Origin of the sequence: Pseudorhodobacter sp. (genome assembly GCF_034675685.1) — a bacterium.
In the GTDB taxonomy this organism is placed as follows: Bacteria; Pseudomonadota; Alphaproteobacteria; order Rhodobacterales; family Rhodobacteraceae; genus Pseudorhodobacter.
The window spans coordinates 51,551-69,430 of the sequence record NZ_JAUCDA010000003.1 but is presented as its reverse complement, the minus strand read 5'-3'; the positions used below and the strand labels follow the sequence as shown (position 1 = coordinate 69,430).

Genomic DNA, 17,880 nt, shown 5'->3' with positions numbered 1-17,880 from the left:
CTGTCAACACGCTGCGCGTGAAATTGGGATGGGCTACAGCATGACGATACTCTGGGCAGAGCAGGCACTTTTGGCGGATGGCTGGGCGAAAAACGTGGCCATTACCCTGCAGGGCGACAAGATTGCGAACATCGCTGTGGGTGCTGCCCCGCAGGGCCAGCGCGTTGGCGTGCTGCTGCCTGCCCCCAGCAACCTGCATTCCCACGCCTTTCAGCGCGCGATGGCCGGGTTGACCGAAAGGCGTGGCCCCAACCCGCGCGACAGTTTCTGGACCTGGCGGCAGTTGATGTACCGCTTTCTTGATCGGCTGACGCCCGAGGATGTGCAGGCGATTGCCGCCTTCGTACAGATGGAAATGGCCGAGGCGGGCTATGCTGCCGTGGCTGAATTTCACTATCTGCACCACGGCCCCGGCGGCACGCCTTATGCCAACCTTGCTGAAATGGCGGCACGGGTGGCCGCTGCGGCCGAACAAACCGGGCTGGGCCTGACGCTGCTGCCGGTGCTCTATGAATTTGGCGGCTGCGATGGCCGCAGCCTTGGCCCCGGCCAGAACCGCTTTGGCAATACACCCGATGAATTTGCCCTGCTGATGCAAGGGGCCGAGGCCGCATTGGCCACCCTGCCAACAGATACCGTGCTGGGCGTTGCCCCCCATTCCCTGCGCGCCGTGTCGGTTGATGGGTTGGGTTTTGCCGCCAGCCTGCGCCCCAACGCGCCGATCCATATGCATCTGGCCGAACAGGTGGCCGAGGTGGATGAGCTGCTGGCCCATCGCGGCGCACGGCCCACCGAATGGCTGCTGGCGAATGCGCAGGTTGATGCCCGCTGGTGCCTGATCCACTGCACACAGATGGAGCCGCATGAAACCAGCGGTCTGGCTGCATCGGGCGCGGTTGCGGGCCTGTGCCCGATCACCGAATCATCACTGGGCGACGGGATATTCGATGGCGTCAGCTATGCCGCCCAAGGGGGCCGCTGGGGCATCGGCTCTGACAGCAATATCCGCATCGCGCTGTCCGAGGAGCTGCGCACGCTGGATTACAGCCAACGCCTGCGTGATCGGTCGCGCGCGGCCCTTGCCAGTGCTGATAAATCCACCGGGCGGGTTCTGTTTGAAACCGCGGCACGGGGCGGCGCACAGGCGGCGGGCCGCGATGCCGGCGTGATTGCGGTTGGCAAGTTGGCCGATCTGGTCGCATTGAACAGCACTGGCCCAGATATGGCGGGGCATCAGGGCGATACCACGCTTGACGCCTATATCTTTGCCGGGGATGACCGCATGGTGTCCGATCTTTGGTCGGCAGGCCGCCATCTGGTAACCGGCGGGCGGCACCATGCGCATGACGCCATCACGGCTGGCTATACTGCCACCGTGACCAAACTGCGCGCGCTGTGACCACGATCACCTGGCAATCGGTTCAGGCCGAGGCCTTGCGGCGTATTCGGTCGCGCGAATGGCCGCCCGGTGGGCAAATTCCGCATGAGGCCGATCTGGCGGCGGAACTTGGCTGCGCGCGGGGCACGGTAAACCGGGCGCTGCGTGAACTGGCCGAGGCGGGGCTGCTGGAACGCCGCCGCAAGGCCGGCACACGCGTACCCATGAACCCGGTACGCAAGGCAACGCTGGACATCCCGATCATCCGCCAGAACATCGAGGAGCGCGGCCACAGCTATAGCTACAGATTGCTAAGCCATAGCGATGCCGCCCCGCCTGCTGCTGTTTGCAGCCAATTCAAACTGGATGCCACAGCCCCGATGATTCATGTGCTGGCGCTGCATCTGGCCGATGACGCCCCTTTTTGCCTTGAGGATCGCTGGATCAACCCAACCGCCGTGCCCGAGATTGCCGAGGCAGATCTAACCACCATCAGCGCCAATGAATGGCTGGTACAAAACGCGACCTTCTCTCTTGGTGACTTTGCTTTTGGTGCCATCAACGCGCCGGACAGCGTTGCCAAGCATTTGAACTGCGCGCCCGGCGCCGCCCTTTTCACCGTGGATCGAACCACTTGGGCCGGGGCCCTGCCAATCACGGCAGTTCGGCTTTGCTATGCCCCCGGATACCAGATGGTTGCCGCAATCTGATCTGCGGGTATTGCCCTCGGCGGTGTCTCAACTTGGCAGAACGACCTGACACGCGTGGCAAACAGAGGCCGGCGCAACGTGCCGGCCCCGGCGTGGCGGCACGTTTCGGAACAACGGCACGTTACCGGCCCCGCCCACCGGCAAAAGCCACCGCGCAACCTGAAAAGGCGCCGCCGCATCGGGTGCGCTGAAATCGCTTACCCCCAGCGCCCAATCAATTTTAGACAAATACGGCGCTTAAATGAAGAAATGCAGATGGAAACACTTGATATTGCGGCCCATCCCTCCAATATCCTGTGGCAGGTAGGTTTGCGAATGCATCCCTCGCACTGGAATTATAACGGAGGCTTTAATGGCTGAGTATCACACCATCAATTCGGTCGGCGCAGGCACCCGTTCTGCACAGATCGACGCGGGGCTTCGCGCCCATATGAACAAGGTCTACGGGCTGATGTCGGTCGGCATGTTGATGACGGGCGCGGCGGCTTGGGCGATTGCGGGCCTTTCCACCACGCTGGACCCCAATTTGGCGACCGTACAGCTTGGCAATGGCACCCTCTTGACCAGCCTTGGTCAGGCAATCTACCTGTCGCCGCTGAAATGGGTGATCATGTTTGCGCCGCTGATCATGGTTTTTGCCTTTAGTGCAATGATCAACCGTCTGTCCTATGGCGCGGCACAACTGTTCTTTTACAGCTTTGCCGTGATGATGGGCGTCTCGATCTCGTCGATCTTTCTCATCTACACAGGCGCGTCGATCGCGCAGACCTTCTTGATCACCGCAATCGCTTTCGCGGGTCTGTCGCTTTACGGCTACACGACGAAAAAAAGATCTGTCGGCCATGGGCACCTTCCTGATGATGGGCCTGATCGGGCTGATCGTTGCTATGATCGTGAACATCTTCCTCGCCTCCTCGGCGCTGGCCTTTGCCATCTCGACCATCGGCGTGCTGATCTTTGCGGGTCTTACCGCCTATGACACCCAGTCGATCAAGACTGAATATGTCGCACAGGCGCAACAGGCCAATAGCGAATGGCTGGCAAAGTCTGCAATCATGGGTGCGCTGCGCCTGTACCTCGACTTTATCAACATGTTCATGTTCTTGCTCAGCTTCATGGGCAACCGCGAATAAGCACCCAACATTGACGGATGACTGGGGTCGCCTTCGGGCGGCCCTTTTCTTTTTACAGGCTGGTTTGCGGATTTACACGGCGCTGTCAGCCGCCGAACACCCCGGCGGCGGGCCAAGTTTGAACCGCTAAGATCAGCCGCCGCCTTTTAACTGCAAGGGTGAAATAGAAAAAGCCGCACCAAACGGTGCGGCCTTGTTCTTTGTTCGTTTTGGCAAGATCTTACTTGATCTTGCCTTCCTTATACTCGACATGCTCACGCTTTACCGGGTCGTACTTGCGTACAACCATCTTTTCGGTCAGCGTACGCGCATTCTTCTTGGTCACATAAAAGTGGCCAGTGCCTGCCGTCGAGTTCAGGCGGATTTTGATTGTCGCTGGCTTCGCCATAGTCGTTTCTCCTGCGTGCGTGGGAAACAGACCTTTCCACGCGAAATCCTTATGAGACGCGCTTATGCCCATCTCAGCGGCCCGAGTCAACGCGATATTCCTGTTTTTAACCGAAGTATTTTCACTCTGCTGCAATCGCCCGCAGGCCCGGCCCAAAAGCCTGAAAACCAAGGAATACAGATGCTTTGCGGCCAAAATCTGCGCGGATGGCCTGTAAGCCGGATTTTGTTCCGGGAGTTGCCTCCCTTCGATGACCATTCCTCTGGGCGCGCCATTACTGACGCGCTCTAGCTGCCAACCCGGACCTCGGGGCTGAAGCGTCCCTGCATTTGCCCAAAAGAGCGCATGCATGAGGTCCCTATTCGGCATTGCTCCGGGTGGGGCTTGCCTTGCCATCCGTGTTACCACGTCTGCGGTGGGCTCTTACCCCACCGTTTCACCATTGCCTTAGCGTTTTGCACGCAAAACACCGAGGCTTTCTCTTCTCTGTGGCGCTTTCCCTTGGGTTACCCCAGCCGGGCGTTACCCGGCACCCTTGCCTCATGGAGTCCGGACTTTCCTCGCATCTGACGGTTTCTCTTGCAAGACTACGCCAAACACGCGGTCATCCGGCCATCCGCGCAAAGCGATACTTAAGCGTTCAGGGGGCCGTGTTCAACTCCAAACCGCATGGCAAGGTTTTGGGCAATCAAGATATCTGCGGGCTCAACGGGCCGCCCTGCCCCAAACCCGGCCCCCGGCCTGAACCGCTTGCGAAATGTATCCAGCAAGGAGATCGCAAGGGCAGAGCCTGCCGCCAGATCTGGGGGAACAGGATAGCCAAACGCCCGCAGCGCATCGGCAAAGGCATCATGGGTCTTTGCCGCTGCAAAATGGCCCTCTGGCCGCGCCAACGCCATCTCATCAGGCCAGACCGACAGGCCAGACCGCGCCAGACGCCGCCAATCAAATCGCGCACCGGGGTCAAATTTTCGGCCCGGCGCCATATCTGAATGTCCGATCACCGCGGCAGGTTCGATGCCCCAACGGCCCATGATCCCGGCCAAAAGCCGTTCCAGCGCGGCCATCTGCGGCGCGGCAAAGGGTTCAGCCCCGTCATTCGCCAGCTCAACCCCGATCGAGCGGGAATTGAGGTCATCCAGCCCGCGCCATTGCCCGGCACCGGCATGCCAGGCCCGCGCGGCCTCGGGGACCAGCGCGTGAACCGTGCCATCATAATCAATCAGGTAATGCGCAGAAACCTCAGAGGCCGGGTCACACAGCCGCGCCATCGCCGCCTTGCAGCTTTCCATCGCCGTATAGTGGAGCACCACAAATTCTGGCAACAGCCCACCCCGCCGCTCGCCAAAATTCGGGGATAGCGGCATGGGGCGGTTTACTTCAACGCGTTGCGGAACGGGCGCGGATCCCATCCGCAGGCAAAGCCGTCGCCATCCGGGTCCAGCCCGTCTCGGTCTTTTTGCGGCCCCCCATTCGCCAGGAACGCCTCTTGCGCAAAGTCGGGGGATGAATATTTGGCGCAGGTTTTCAGGGGGTCACGTTTGAAAAAACTGCTGCGGTCATAGATTTGCACGCCCGGCGCGTTTGTCGTGGACAGCGCGTATTGCACAATGCTGGCATTCGGGCCGCCGCTACGCTGTGGCAGCGCAGTCGGCGCAATCACCTCATATTGCGCGCGCTGTTCGGCAAGGCGCTCGGCATCGCTTTCAATACTCTCGCGCGCCGCAACCGCGCTGAAATCCTGCTCATCCGAAATACGGCCGCCGCCCACCATTTCGCCAGCTTCCTGCTTTATCCCAGCGGGCGCATCGCCACGCGGGCGGTTGGCGGCATAAGGGGTTTGCGCCGCAGCGGCCTGCCCGATGACGCGGCCCGTGGGCGGGGTGGTTTTGTTTGCGGCATTATCAATCGCCGCGCCAACAGCATCGGTCGAGAAAACCGGCTGGCTTGCCGCCGCGCCCAAGGGCTGCGCCCCCTGCCCGGATGCAGCCGCCTCACGCTGGCGCACATAACTGGAATAGTCGCCAAAACCAACCCCGGCCCCACTATCGGGAACGGCGGTTGAACACGCGGCAAGGGCCAGACAGGCCAGAAGCAATTTAGGCGAATGCATGTGCTGCTCCGGTAGCATTTGGGTCAGCACTGGCATCTACCACCATTTTTCGGCTTTGGCCACAAAACCGGCGGCCTGTTCAAGCACATAGGCGTGATTTAGCAAACCAGCCTCATCCCAGGGTTTGCCGATCACTTGCAGGCCCAGCGGCAGGCCCTGCGCATCTTGCCCCACGGGCACTGAAATTCCGGGCAGGCCTGCAAGGTTAACGGTCACGGTGAACACGTCATTCAGATACATCTGAATCGGGTCCACATTTGCCATCTCGCCCAAGCCAAAGGCAGAAGATGGGGTTGTGGGCGTCAGAATCGCATCAATGCCTGCCGCAAACACCTGATCGAAATCGCGCTTGATCAGCGCACGCACGCGCCGCGCACGATTGTAATAGGCATCATAGAACCCGGCAGAAAGCACATAGGTCCCGATCATCACGCGGCGCTGCACCTCTGGGCCAAAGCCTTCGGCGCGGGTTTTCTCATACATCTCGGTGATGCCATCACCCGCCCCCAGCGCCGCGCGGTGGCCATAGCGCACCCCATCATAACGTGCCAGGTTCGAAGATGCCTCGGCCGGGGCGATCACATAATAGGCGGGCAAGGCATATTTCGTGTGCGGCAGGGAAATATCAACAATTTCCGCGCCCGCATCCTTCAGCATCGCCGTGCCATCGGCCCACAGCTTTTCAATTTCCGCAGGCATGCCGTCCATACGGTATTCATGCGGGATGCCGATTTTCTTGCCGCGGATATCGCCGGTAAGCGCGGCTTCAAAATCCGGCACGGCCAAATCCGCGCTGGTACTGTCCTTGGCATCATGTCCGCACATCGCGCCCAGCATGATGGCCGCATCCCGCACCGATTTCGTCATCGGCCCCGCCTGATCAAGCGACGAGGCAAAGGCCACCACGCCCCAGCGGCTGACGCGACCATAGGTCGGTTTGATTCCAACGATGCCGGTAAAGGCCGCAGGCTGGCGGATGGAGCCGCCGGTGTCGGTTCCCGTCGCAGCAAGGCACATATCCGCCGCCACCGCCGCCGCCGACCCGCCAGAGGACCCGCCCGGTGTGAGGGTGCGATCATCCACCTTCCACGGGTTGATCGCGTTTCCGTAACAAGATGTTTCATTGGATGAGCCCATCGCGAATTCATCCATGTTCAGCTTGCCCAACATCACCGCGCCAGCGTCGAAAAGCCGGGTCGTGACCGTTGATTCGTACTCTGGCTTGAAGCCTTTCAGAATGGCGCTTGCCGCCTGAGACGGCACGCCCTTGGTGCAGAAAAGATCCTTGATCCCCAGCGGAATGCCGCACATGTCGGGCGCATTGCCTGCCTTGATCCGGGCATCGGCGGCCTGGGCCATCTCAAGCGCGATTTCGGGCGTTTTATGGACAAAAGCATTCAATCCATCGCCCGCATCAATCGCGGTCAGACAGGCCATGGTCAAATCTGTCGCCGTAATCTCGCCGCAGCGCAGGGCATCGCGGGCAGCAGCGATGGTAAGCTCATTCAGATGTGTCATTCCACCACCTTCGGCACTGCAAAAAACCCTTCGCGCGCGTCTGGCGCGTTTTTCAGAATTTGCGCTTGGATATCGCCATCCGTCACCACATCTTCGCGGCGCTTCAGGCGCATAGGGGTGACAGAGGTCATCGGCTCGACCCCCTCCACATCCACTTCGTTCAGCTGTTCCATAAAGCCGAGAATGCCAGAAAGCTCGCCTGCAAGGGCTGGCAAATCGGCCTCTTCAACCCGGATCCGGGCAAGTTTCGCGACCCTGCGCGCGGTAGCGATATCAATGGACATGACGGCCCCTTTTTTCAACGTTTCCCCCGTTTAACTTGAGGCGTGGATGGGTGCAAGCGGCGGTACGACCGAAGATGCGCCTGCGCCCAGGCAAATAATGCGTTTCATCTTTGCTGTGTAACGGCCCGAAGTGGCGCGGCAAATTTGGCCCCGTGACCTGTTGGTCTTGCCCCGGTTTGGTTCCTGTCTCTTCCAAGCACTATTTGCCATGAAAGAGATATGAAATGGCAAGGCGATGAGCGCCCTAAATAGGCGGGGGCCCGCTGGCCCCCTTGTCGGGCATGTAAAAACAGGCCCCGTCCCGTTGTCCGGCAACGCAAGCCTGCGAGGGGGGGGGCAAGTCAGGGTTGAGACGGCCTTCAAACCATCAAGGCTGAACTGATCTGGCGCAACCGCTGGGGCACATGCCGCCAAGCCGAAGGTGCTATCTTGCACTATATCAATGGGTTCCATAACCCGCGCCACCGACATTCATAATCAGGCAGCAAAAGCCCCCTAGCCCTCAATCGAAACGCTTTAAATGAGTTGAGAGACCAGAACGCGATCGTAACAAGATCACCGAGCGCGTAGCGCGGCAGGGTATTGGCGCTTCAGCTTTCCTCCGAAACGCCTATTGCCTGGCGCGCTGACGGTTGGAGCGTTTGCGAAAATCAACCCTGGGCAATGCCAGATGTTTTGCCAGCAGCAAAAATGGGTCATCGGCGTTTGGAATGTCTGACGCACTCAGGAAATAGCGCTGAAAATCCGGGTGGGTTGCAGTTTCAACATTGGTGATATGGCGCACGGCGCTTTCGATCTGGTATCGAGCGTCAATATCCAGCAGGGCGACACAGGCACCGGCCCCCGCCGCATTACCCACAGCCGTTACGTTTTCAAACGCGCAATCAGGAATCAACCCCAGAACAATCGCGTGTTTGATGGAAATATGGCTGCCAAAGGCACCAGCAAGAACGATCCGATCGACGGCCTGCACGCCCAATGCATCCATCAGCAAACGGACGCTTGCGTAAAGTGCGGCCTTGGCCATTTGCACTTCGCGAACATCATTATTGGTGAAAATGATCTTGGTTGTTCCTTGATACACCAATACTGCAACCGTCCGGCCATCTTGAAAGCAGGCCGCGCAACCCGTTTCCTCGCGCCCACCGATACGGCCCGTCTGGTCAATAATGCCTGCCATGCGCATTTCGGCCACCATCTCAATCACCCCAGAACCGCAGATGCCGGTGACGCCGATGCCACGGATAGACGCCTCGAACGCGGGATCGTCTGACCATAGATCCGACCCGATCACCTTGAAACATATATGTTTTGTGACCGGGTGAATGCGAACACGCTCAATTGCACCGGGTGCCGCCCTTTGCCCATGGGTGATTTCCGCGCCCTCCAGGGCAGGCCCGGTCGGTGAAGACGAGGCAACGATGCCGGCGCTATTGCCCAAGAAAAACTCGGCATTGGTGCCGATGTCGATGATCAGCGTCATGCTTGCCGCTGATTGAAGGTTTTCACACAGCAAAACCGCGGCGGCATCTGCGCCAACATGATTGCCAACCGCGGGCAGAAGATAGGCGTTCGCCCGTGGATGAATTGGCAAACCGACGTCGCGCGCCGCAACGCTCAGGCCCTTGGACGTCGCAAAGGTAAACGGTGACTGCCCCAACTCATAGGGATCAAACCCCAGAAAAAGGTGATGCATGATAGGGTTGCAAACAACGACCGCATCCAACACTTGCGAGGAAGAGACGCGGTGTTTTTCGGTCAGTTCCCCGATCAACTGGCGCAAACCCTCACGCACGGCGGCTGTCATATCCAGATGCGTGCCCGGATGCATCATCGAATGGCTTACGCGCGACATCACATCCGCGCCATAAGACACTTGCGGATTGGTCATTTCGGATGTGCCCAGCGTCTTACCCGTCACGAGGTCGCACAGATATACCGCAATCGTTGTTGAGCCGATGTCGACGGCAATTCCATAGGCGCTTTGTGTGCAATCACCGGGCCAAATGTCGATCACTTTGGGGCCGTGGCGCCGGTTGCCACGCCTTATCACACAGGTTACGCGCCAATCGGCGGCGCGCAGCGTTGACTGCAACGACGCCAGCACCTCAAATTCGATGTCAGGCTCCAACCCGGTCTTTTCCGCAATAGCAACGATCAGGCGCTCAAGATCACCATCGGTGTGACTTTTGTTCGGCGGACAAACCTCGACATCAACGAGTATAACCGCAGGGTTGACAGTAATCTTTTCGTGGGAGAGCTTTTTGCAATCGGCTTCCCGTTGTGCAGGGCCTTCGGTTGGCGCACTGTGATGCTGACAAGGTAACAATGCTGACGTCTCATCCATCTTTATCGCCCTGCCCTGTGGTGGTTAGAACCCTGAAATCCGCGACCAATTCCTTGCGAAAAAACCTCCGGTCGGGGATAGCCAAAGCAGCAGCGCAACATCCTGAGCCTTCCACGCTTTTGTTGGTTCAGACGACAGGCCACAGCCAGGCTGATGGCACGCTTAAACCAGTCTTCGCATCGTAAAACAGACGACGCTGGAAATATAGCCACACAAACAGGCATCGTAAATACCGATTAAAGTATTTCGTCTTGAAACCTTCCTCACATAGCGCGGGCTGACATCAAGGTTTTCAACGCGTTATGTAACAGGCCAAAGGCGAAGCGCCATAAAGCCCCGAGACACTGGCCGCAGTCAAGGCGTTCAATGTCCGATTCGTCCGCAAGGCTTTTGATGCTCTTTCAATTTGCCCCGGCAGCGCGCCGGGGTTTTCTATGTCTTGGGGTGATTTGGCGCGTTGTTGTGACGTGTCACTGATTGCACGGCCATTCTGGCCCGCATCGACACCGCTAAATCATTGAAATGATTGGCGCACCCGACTGGATTCGAACCAGTGACCTCTGCCTTCGGAGGGCAGCGCTCTATCCAGCTGAGCTACGGGTGCGGACAGGGACTAGGTAGCGAAACCAGAGCCGGGTTGCAACGGGTTTATCGCGTCAAACGCTCATCCAAAGAGCTCATGACAAAATTCCAGCGCAGCGATCAGCTTGTCGGCCTCGTCTTGCGTATTATACATCGCAAATGACGCGCGGCAGGTGGCGCCTACCCCCAAATGATCCAGCAACGGCATGGCGCAATGGGTCCCCGCGCGCACCGCGATGCCGCGTTTATCAAGGATGGTCGAGATGTCATGCGCATGGGCTGCCCCGTCCAGCGTAAAGCTGAAGATAGCGCCCTTGTTAGAGGAATTTCCTTGGACATTCAGCCAGTTAAGGCCTGCCAATCGGTCGCGCGCATAATCTCGCAAGGCGCGCTCATGCGTGGCGATGGCCTCCATCCCGATGCCCATCATATAATCCAACGCCACGCCCATGCCGATTTGCTGGATAATGCCGGGGGTGCCGGCCTCAAACTTCATTGGCGGATCATTATAGCTTACCGATTCGCGTGTCACCTCGCGGATCATATCGCCGCCACCAAGAAACGGGCGCATTTCGGCCATGCGGTCGCGATGGATAAAGATCGCCCCGGAACCGCTTGGCCCATATAGCTTATGCCCGGTGATCGTGTAAAAATCACAGCCCATCGCGGCCACATCCACCGGCATATGCACAGCCGCTTGCGAGCCATCAACCAAACTTGCCACCCCCCGCACCCGTGCGGCTTGGCAAATGCTGGCGACATCAACCACGGTGCCGGTAACATTGGACATCTGGGTAATTGCCACCAGCCTGGTACGCGGCCCGATCGCGTCAATCACCGCCTGCGGGTCCAGATCGCCATTGGCGTCACAGTCCACCCATTTCAGCACCACGCCCAAGCGTTCGCGCAAAAAATGCCAGGGCACGATATTGGCGTGATGCTCAAGGATCGACAGCACGATCTCATCGCCCGCCTGGAACCGTGGGGCGGCCCACGCATAGGAAATCAGATTTATGCCTTCGGTCGTGCCGGTGGTAAAGACAATCTCATCTTCAGATGGCGCGTTCAAAAAACGGGCGACTTTGCCACGAACCGCCTCATACCTATCGGTCGCCAAGTTGGAAAGATAGTGCAAGCCCCTGTGAACATTGGCATATTCATGCGAATAACCTTGGTTCATTGCGTCAATCACAACTTGCGGTTTCTGCGCTGACGCCCCGTTATCCAGGTAAATCAAGGGCCTTTCATTCACCTGACGCGATAGAATGGGAAAGTCGGAACGAATTTTCTGCACATCAAACATTGCTTACTCTCCCACGACAGGTGCGCCGATCACCATCGCAAAGACAAAGGCCAATACGACAGAGGCACTGAAAATCGTAAGTATGATCCCCAAGAACACCAGCCCAAGGCTTTTAAACCCATGCAATTGGGCGGTAAAATTGGTCAATAACCACAAAAACAGCACCAGCCCAAGAATGCCCAACAGATCGGCCAAAGGCGGCACCAGGGCTTGTGCAACCAGTTGTGCGATCTGCACGCAAAGCAAGATGAACTGCAACCAGGCGAGCAGAACAACCGCATCTCCAAGGTCGCCTTTACCGCCCAGCTTGCGCCCGACTTTGTGGATTGCGTGCACCGAGAGCAGCAAAACCACCCATTGCAGCATCGCCGTGCGCAACGGGCTGCCCATCGCAGTTCCCCAAAACGCCTGCGCATCGGCTGGCATCATCGCAAAGCTGACATGGGTCAAAAGCGTAGAGGCAACGGCCATCAACAACAACGACAGCCAACCGACCACCGGCGCAAAACCAAATCCCAGAATGGTGGACGCGGCCACACGCGGGGCTGCAAGCGTGTCACGCATCATGCGCATCAAAAAACCTGGCGTCAGTTCCATATTTTACCGTTCCGCCTCAATCAGGTTGAGGATCCAAAAACCCAGAAATGCCACGCCCGTCACCACGGTCACCGCCGTAAGCCCCGGCCCTGGCCCGATCATTCCTTTGACCAACCCAACCAGCAGCATCAGCGGGCTGACGGTGACCAGCGCCCAAAACAGCGCCAGCCTTGCGCGGTAATGGTCGCCCCGCCCGCCCATCGCGCGTGCAAGCCAATGGCCCATCGCGGCCAGTAAATACCACACAGGTATGAAGGCCAGAATCCCCATGCCGATGGCAAACATCTGCGCAGAAATCGGCATCTCGGGGGTATAAAAGGCGTTCCGGCTGGCGCCCGGCCATTGCGCCACAAAGGCCACAACCATAAACGCCACCAGCAAAGAGAATGCCCACGGCTCAGACCGCCCCCGGGCCAGATGCGACTGCATCACACTGCGGGGACGGCGCCAGGATTGGACGATATCTGTGGTAACGGGCATGCTTGCCTATTTCCCTTCGTGCTGGGTCAGCCACTCTTCCATGCGGTCGCGGATGTCATCCGCCAAGACGTCATCCTCGATCTCGGAAATAGCTTCTGCAAGGAAGGCCAGCACCAGCAAGCTTTGCGCGGCGCGCTCGGGCACGCCCCGCGACCGCAGGTAGAACAGCGCCCCCTCATCAATCGCCCCCGAGGTAGAGCCGTGGCTGCATTGCACATCATCGGCGTAGATTTCCAACTCGGGTTTCGCAAGAAACTGGCTGTCGTCATCCAGCATCAACGCCTGGCTGATCTGATAGCCATCGGTTTTCTGCGCACCGGGTTTAACCAAAATCTTCCCCTGAAAAACACCGACTGCCCCGTTTTTCAACACTTTCTTGAACACCTGGCGGCTTTCGCAACGCTCGGCGTCATGGGTCACAAACACCGTATCATCGTGGTGAAACGCGCCATCGCCAACCGCAGCCCCGGCAATATGGGCCGTCGCATCATCACCCGAGAATTCAATCACAGCCTCGTTTCGGGTCAACCTGCCATTCATGGAAAGGGTGAAGCTTTTGAACACAGAGTCTTCTGACAAGCGCGCAAAGATATGGGTCAGCAATTGCTTGCCCTCGGATCGGCCCTGGGGGCGGATGTGGTGCAGCTTGCCGCCGCGCTCTATCTGCGCCTCCATCACGATATTGCTGCGCGCCCCCGTGATGCCGGTTTCAAGCATGGTCAGTTCAGCGCCTTCTTCGACCTTGATGCAATGGTGCAAGATCGCATCAGAAGTCTTTGATTTCTGGCGATAAGCAATGTGCAAAGGACGCGGGGCAGCGCCCGTTACCCAAATCAAAAGCCCCTCGGTCGCGGCCATGGTATTCAAGGCGGCAAACGGGCGCGCCACCGGGGTTTGGCCTGCCGTTTCCAAAACCCCATAAAGCCCGCTTGCCCAATGAATATCTTGCAGATCGGCCTGTGACAGCAGCGAAATTTCCACGCCTGCCAGTTCCAGGTCATCCGACGCGGCGGCATCGAAAACACCGTCGACAAAAATCAGATGAACCTTGTCCCGGCCCGCGAAAATCGGCGTTTGCACACGCAACGCCTCAGATTCTGTCGCGGTATCGGCGTTCAGCAGCGCAGGATCGGTATAGCGCCAGTATTCATCGCGCCGCCCCGGCAGCCCCATCTGTGTAAGCCGGGCCAGTGCCGCTTCGCGCGCAGCCTGCGAAAAGCCGCCCTTGGGCATGGCCAATGCCGCCAAGCGCGCATCCAGCGCGTCGGTTTTTTTCTGAACCTGTGCCATTACGCCACCTCGGCCAAAATATCCGCGTAGCCGTTCTGTTCCACTTCCAATGCCAATTCCGGCCCGCCAGACTTGACGATGCGGCCATCGGCCATGATATGCACGAAATCAGGTTTGATATGGTCCAGAAGCCGCTGATAATGCGTGATAACAAGGAAAGACCGCCCTGCAGCGCGCAGCGCGTTCACCCCTTCGGACACCAGCTTCATCGCATCGACATCCAACCCCAAATCGGTTTCATCCAGGATGCACATCTTGGGTTCCAGCATCGCCATTTGCAGGATCTCATTGCGCTTTTTTTCACCGCCTGAAAAGCCGACGTTGACCGGGCGCTTCAGCATCTCGGCGTCAATCTTCAACGCCTTTGCCTTTTCGCGCACAATCTTCAAAAACTCACCGGCCGAAAGCTCAGCCTCGCCCCGCGCCTTGCGCTGCGCGTTCATGGCTGTGCGCAAAAAGGTCATGTTGCCCACGCCCGGAATTTCAACGGGGTATTGAAACGCCAGAAACAGCCCCGCGGCCGCACGCGCTTCCGGCTCCATCTCCAGCAATTCGACCCCTTCCAGCATGGCAGAGCCTTGCGTAACCTCATAGCCGCCCTTGCCCGACAAGACATAGGACAAGGTTGATTTGCCCGAGCCATTCGGCCCCATGATCGCATGAACGGAACCCGGCTTGATCGACAGGTTCACGCCCTTCAGGATCGCCTTATCTTCTTCTTCAAGTTCGACGTGCAGGTTCTTGATTTCCAGCATTTTTCTGTCCTTCTTCTATCCTTTGAACACCAGCGCGGCACCACATGCAATCAGCACGAACCCCGCCAGCGTCATCCAACTTATACTTTCCTTCAGCCAAAAGACTGAAAACGCAGCAAAAACGACCAGTGTGATGACCTCTTGTATCGTCTTCAGTTGCGCGGCCGAATAGACGGAATGTCCGATCCGATTTGCCGGAACTGCCAGCCAATATTCGAAAAAAGCGATCCCCCAGCTGATCAGAACGACGACCCAAAGTGCCTTTGCCGGAAACTTCAGATGACCATACCAAGCAAATGTCATGAACACATTTGACGCGACCAGCAGAACCACCGGCGCGACATAGGGTGTCATCCCACCGACCCTTCCAGCGAAATCGCGACCAGTGCCTGCGCCTCCATGGCAAATTCCATCGGCAAGGTTTGCAGAACATCTTTCACAAACCCGTTCACGACCAGCGCCACGGCTTCCTCTTCATCCATCCCGCGAGAACGGCAATAGAACAGTTGGTCATCATCAACCTTCGAGGTCGTCGCCTCATGCTCAACCCGGCTGGAGTTGTTCTTGACCTCGATATAAGGCACCGTATGCGCCCCGCAATCCGACCCGATCAACAGACTGTCGCATTGGGTATAATTGCGTGATTCCTTGGCCTTGGGATGCATTGTTACCAAACCGCGGTAAGTGTTTTGCGCGCGGCCAGCCGAAATTCCCTTAGACACGATCCGGCTTTTCGTGCGCTTGCCCAGATGGATCATCTTTGTCCCAGTATCGGCCTGCTGCGCGTTATTCGCAATCGCGATTGAATAAAATTCCCCCTGCGAGTCGTCGCCACGCAAGATACAAGACGGGTATTTCCAGGTGATCGCCGAGCCGGTTTCAACCTGCGTCCACATCACCTTGGCCCGGTCACCGCGACAATCGGCACGTTTGGTCACAAAGTTGTAGATCCCGCCCACGCCATTCTCATCGCCCGGATACCAGTTTTGCACGGTAGAGTATTTCACCTCGGCATCGTCGAGAATCACGATCTCGACAACAGCCGCGTGCAACTGATTTGTGTCGCGTTTCGGTGCGGTGCAGCCCTCAAGATAGCTTACATAGGCGCCTTTGTCGCAGATGATCAACGTGCGTTCAAACTGCCCCGTATTCTCGGCATTGATCCGGAAATATGTCGAAAGCTCCATCGGGCAGCGCACCCCCGGCGGAATGTAAACAAACGACCCGGCGCTGAAAACTGCCGAATTCAGCGTCGCAAAAAAGTTATCCGATTGCGGCACAACCGAGCCAAGATACTTCTTCACAAGCTCAGGATGCGTCTTGATCGCCTCGGTGATCGAGCAGAAAATCACGCCCGCCTTCGCCAGCTCTGCCTGAAACGTGGTGCCCAGCGATACAGAGTCGAACACCGCATCCACCGCCACCTTGCGCGCATCGGCGGGCGTGGCATCTGCGCCCTCAACCCCCGCAAGGATCATCTGTTCTTGCAGCGGGATACCCAGCTTTTTATAGGTTGCCAGCAGCTTGGGGTCCACCTCATCCAGGGATTTCGGCTTGTTCTGCATGCTTTTGGGTTCGGCATAATAGTAGATATCCTGATAGTCGATGGTTGGATAGCTCAGCATCGCCCAGGTCGGTTCTTCCATTTGCTGCCAGCGCCGATAGGCCTCCAGCCGCCAGTCGGTCATCCATTCCGGCTCGCCGTTCTTGGCCGAAATCAGGCGGATGATATCCTCATTCAGGCCCTTGGGCGCGAATTCCATTTCAACATCGGTTTCCCAGCCGTGCTTGTACTTGCCCGACATGGCAGCGACGGTTTCAATCGTCTCACGGTCCACACCGTCGCGCACTTCGATCTCAAGTTTTGGCATCGCGGTCATTTCGATCTCTCCTTGCCAGGCCTCTGCCCGGTTCATTCCTCAGCCCCGCCTTGCGCGGTGCCTGTCATACTGTCTGGCCCAGGTTTCTGCAAAGCGCAGAACCGTCCCTTCACTTACCCCCGGCCCGATAGAGACGCGGATCGCCGAAGCGGCCAGTGCCTCATCATAGCCCATTGCGCGCAAAACGCGGCTGGCCCGCACCTTGCCCGAAGAGCAAGCCGACCCCGCCGAAACGGCAAAACCGGCAAGATCCATCTGCATCACCTGCGTCTCGCCTTTCCAACCGGGCGCGATCAGGCAAAGCGTATTGGGAAGGCGCGTCGCTTCATTCCCGACAAAAATAGTATCTTTTGCCAGCGCTGACAATGCCCTTATTAGAATATTTCTAAACTGGGCAATTTCTTCCCATATTCCATCCGCCAAATCGCGCGCCGCCGCTTCGGCTGCAGCGCCAAATCCAGCGATGCCGATAATATTTTCAGTACCCGCGCGAAAGCCCATTTCCTGACCGCCGCCCTTGATGTGCGCTGCAACCTCAAACCCTTGCCGCAGCGCCACAGCCCCCACACCTTTCGGCCCCCCCAGCTTATGTGCCGAAACCAGGCCCGCATCGCAGCCCAGCCAGTTGAAGGCCAGCGGCACTTTGCCAAAGGCTTGCGTCAGGTCGCTCATCGCCAGACCTTGTGGCAAATCTTGCATCACCCCGGTTTCCGAATTGGCCATTTGCAGCGCGACCCGGCCCGGATCAGGCACGCTTGCCTGCCCCGCCCCATCCACAGCCAAATCCGGCACACACCAGCTTGTCACCGCGTCATGCTCTATCTCTGCACAGCGCAGGCCACGCCCCGCACAAACCAGCGCGGCCCCCTCGGTGGCCGAGCCGACAAACACAATATTCGCCCCCTCGGCCCCAAGCGCCGCCGCAACCTGCCCCCGCGCCCGTTCAATCAGCGCCTTTGCCGCGCGCCCTTCGGCATGCACCGACGAGGGGTTGCCCACCACATCCATCGCCGCAATCATCGCCGCGCGGGCTTCTGGCCGCAGCGGCGTGGTTGCATTCCAATCCAGATACCCCCGCAAGGTCACACGCCTCTCTCCATTCATCCTGGCAAAGGGGGGCTA

Annotated in this window: 16 protein-coding genes, 1 tRNA gene, 1 other RNA gene and 2 pseudogenes; 4 read left to right on the top strand and 16 right to left on the bottom strand. The window is 58.4% G+C overall.

Going from position 1 to position 17,880, the window contains the following annotated elements; all coding sequences use genetic code 11:
• The first annotated feature begins 40 nt into the window (after positions 1-40).
• The 3 genes and pseudogenes from VDP61_RS03360 (at position 41) to VDP61_RS03350 (ending at position 3,221) form a co-directional block, all read left to right on the top strand.
• Positions 41-1,399, top strand: coding sequence for a formimidoylglutamate deiminase (locus tag VDP61_RS03360; RefSeq protein WP_323005538.1), 1,359 nt, complete (start codon positions 41-43; stop codon positions 1,397-1,399).
• Positions 1,396-2,088 carry a GntR family transcriptional regulator gene (locus VDP61_RS03355; protein ID WP_323005537.1) on the top strand — a complete coding sequence of 231 codons (693 nt, stop codon included), beginning with the start codon at positions 1,396-1,398 and terminating at the stop codon, positions 2,086-2,088. Before VDP61_RS03360 ends, VDP61_RS03355 begins: the two co-directional genes overlap by 4 nt.
• A gap of 352 nt (positions 2,089-2,440) precedes the next feature.
• Positions 2,441-3,221: pseudogene (locus VDP61_RS03350) on the top strand (Bax inhibitor-1 family protein).
• 220 nt (positions 3,222-3,441) lie between these two features.
• On the opposite strand, the gene rpmG reads toward VDP61_RS03350, so the two are convergent.
• The 6 genes from rpmG to gatC form a co-directional block, all read right to left on the bottom strand.
• Positions 3,442-3,609: a 50S ribosomal protein L33 gene (gene rpmG / locus VDP61_RS03345; RefSeq protein WP_323005536.1), complete on the bottom strand. Its 168-nt coding sequence runs from the start codon at positions 3,607-3,609 to the stop codon at positions 3,442-3,444.
• Between the two features lie 198 nt (positions 3,610-3,807).
• An RNA gene (rnpB, locus tag VDP61_RS03340) (RNase P RNA component class A) lies at positions 3,808-4,229 on the bottom strand.
• A 12-nt stretch (positions 4,230-4,241) separates the two neighbouring features.
• Positions 4,242-4,976 carry an N-acetylmuramoyl-L-alanine amidase gene (locus VDP61_RS03335; RefSeq protein ID WP_323005535.1) on the bottom strand — a complete coding sequence of 245 codons (735 nt, stop codon included), beginning with the start codon at positions 4,974-4,976 and terminating at the stop codon, positions 4,242-4,244.
• A gap of 8 nt (positions 4,977-4,984) precedes the next feature.
• Positions 4,985-5,722 carry a hypothetical protein gene (locus VDP61_RS03330; RefSeq protein ID WP_323005534.1) on the bottom strand — a complete coding sequence of 246 codons (738 nt, stop codon included), beginning with the start codon at positions 5,720-5,722 and terminating at the stop codon, positions 4,985-4,987.
• Positions 5,723-5,758: 36 nt separating this feature from the next.
• On the bottom strand, positions 5,759-7,240 hold the full coding sequence (gene gatA, locus VDP61_RS03325) for an Asp-tRNA(Asn)/Glu-tRNA(Gln) amidotransferase subunit GatA (protein WP_323005533.1): 1,482 nt from the start codon (positions 7,238-7,240) through the stop codon (positions 5,759-5,761).
• Positions 7,237-7,524, bottom strand: a complete 288-nt coding sequence (gatC, locus tag VDP61_RS03320; RefSeq protein WP_323005532.1) for an Asp-tRNA(Asn)/Glu-tRNA(Gln) amidotransferase subunit GatC — start codon at positions 7,522-7,524, stop codon at positions 7,237-7,239. The genes gatA and gatC overlap by 4 nt, the downstream gene beginning before the upstream one ends.
• A 360-nt stretch (positions 7,525-7,884) precedes the next feature.
• Here gatC and VDP61_RS03315 point away from each other — a divergent pair.
• Positions 7,885-8,001 (top strand): annotated as a pseudogene (locus VDP61_RS03315) (IS3 family transposase); the annotation flags it as partial.
• Between the two features lie 133 nt (positions 8,002-8,134).
• Here VDP61_RS03315 and VDP61_RS03310 read toward each other — a convergent pair.
• The 10 genes from VDP61_RS03310 to VDP61_RS03265 all read right to left on the bottom strand — a co-directional run bounded on the left by VDP61_RS03310 (position 8,135) and on the right by VDP61_RS03265 (position 17,862).
• Positions 8,135-9,871, bottom strand: a complete 1,737-nt coding sequence (locus tag VDP61_RS03310) for an ASKHA domain-containing protein (protein ID WP_323005531.1) — start codon at positions 9,869-9,871, stop codon at positions 8,135-8,137.
• Positions 9,872-10,398: 527 nt separating this feature from the next.
• Positions 10,399-10,475: transfer RNA gene (locus VDP61_RS03305), tRNA-Arg, on the bottom strand.
• A 60-nt stretch (positions 10,476-10,535) separates the two neighbouring features.
• Positions 10,536-11,756 (bottom strand): cysteine desulfurase, encoded by a 1,221-nt coding sequence (locus tag VDP61_RS03300; RefSeq protein WP_323005530.1) that lies wholly within the window; start codon positions 11,754-11,756, stop codon positions 10,536-10,538.
• Positions 11,757-11,759: 3 nt separating this feature from the next.
• Positions 11,760-12,353 (bottom strand): YIP1 family protein, encoded by a 594-nt coding sequence (locus VDP61_RS03295; RefSeq protein ID WP_323005529.1) that lies wholly within the window; start codon positions 12,351-12,353, stop codon positions 11,760-11,762.
• A 3-nt stretch (positions 12,354-12,356) separates the two neighbouring features.
• Positions 12,357-12,833 carry a Yip1 family protein gene (locus tag VDP61_RS03290; protein ID WP_323005528.1) on the bottom strand — a complete coding sequence of 159 codons (477 nt, stop codon included), beginning with the start codon at positions 12,831-12,833 and terminating at the stop codon, positions 12,357-12,359.
• A 6-nt stretch (positions 12,834-12,839) separates the two neighbouring features.
• The gene (gene sufD, locus VDP61_RS03285; RefSeq protein ID WP_323005527.1) at positions 12,840-14,123 is read right to left on the bottom strand and encodes a Fe-S cluster assembly protein SufD; all 1,284 of its coding nucleotides are present in this window, start codon (positions 14,121-14,123) and stop codon (positions 12,840-12,842) included.
• On the bottom strand, positions 14,123-14,878 hold the full coding sequence (gene sufC / locus VDP61_RS03280) for a Fe-S cluster assembly ATPase SufC (RefSeq protein WP_323005526.1): 756 nt from the start codon (positions 14,876-14,878) through the stop codon (positions 14,123-14,125). Before sufC ends, sufD begins: the two co-directional genes overlap by 1 nt.
• Positions 14,879-14,893: 15 nt before the next feature.
• A complete protein-coding gene (locus VDP61_RS03275) occupies positions 14,894-15,232 on the bottom strand; it encodes a DMT family protein (RefSeq protein ID WP_323005525.1) in 339 nt (112 codons plus the stop codon).
• Positions 15,229-16,749, bottom strand: a complete 1,521-nt coding sequence (gene sufB / locus VDP61_RS03270) for a Fe-S cluster assembly protein SufB (RefSeq protein ID WP_415233396.1) — start codon at positions 16,747-16,749, stop codon at positions 15,229-15,231. Before sufB ends, VDP61_RS03275 begins: the two co-directional genes overlap by 4 nt.
• A 48-nt stretch (positions 16,750-16,797) precedes the next feature.
• A complete protein-coding gene (locus VDP61_RS03265) occupies positions 16,798-17,862 on the bottom strand; it encodes a cysteine desulfurase family protein (RefSeq protein ID WP_416236481.1) in 1,065 nt (354 codons plus the stop codon).
• Positions 17,863-17,880: the final 18 nt, after the last annotated feature.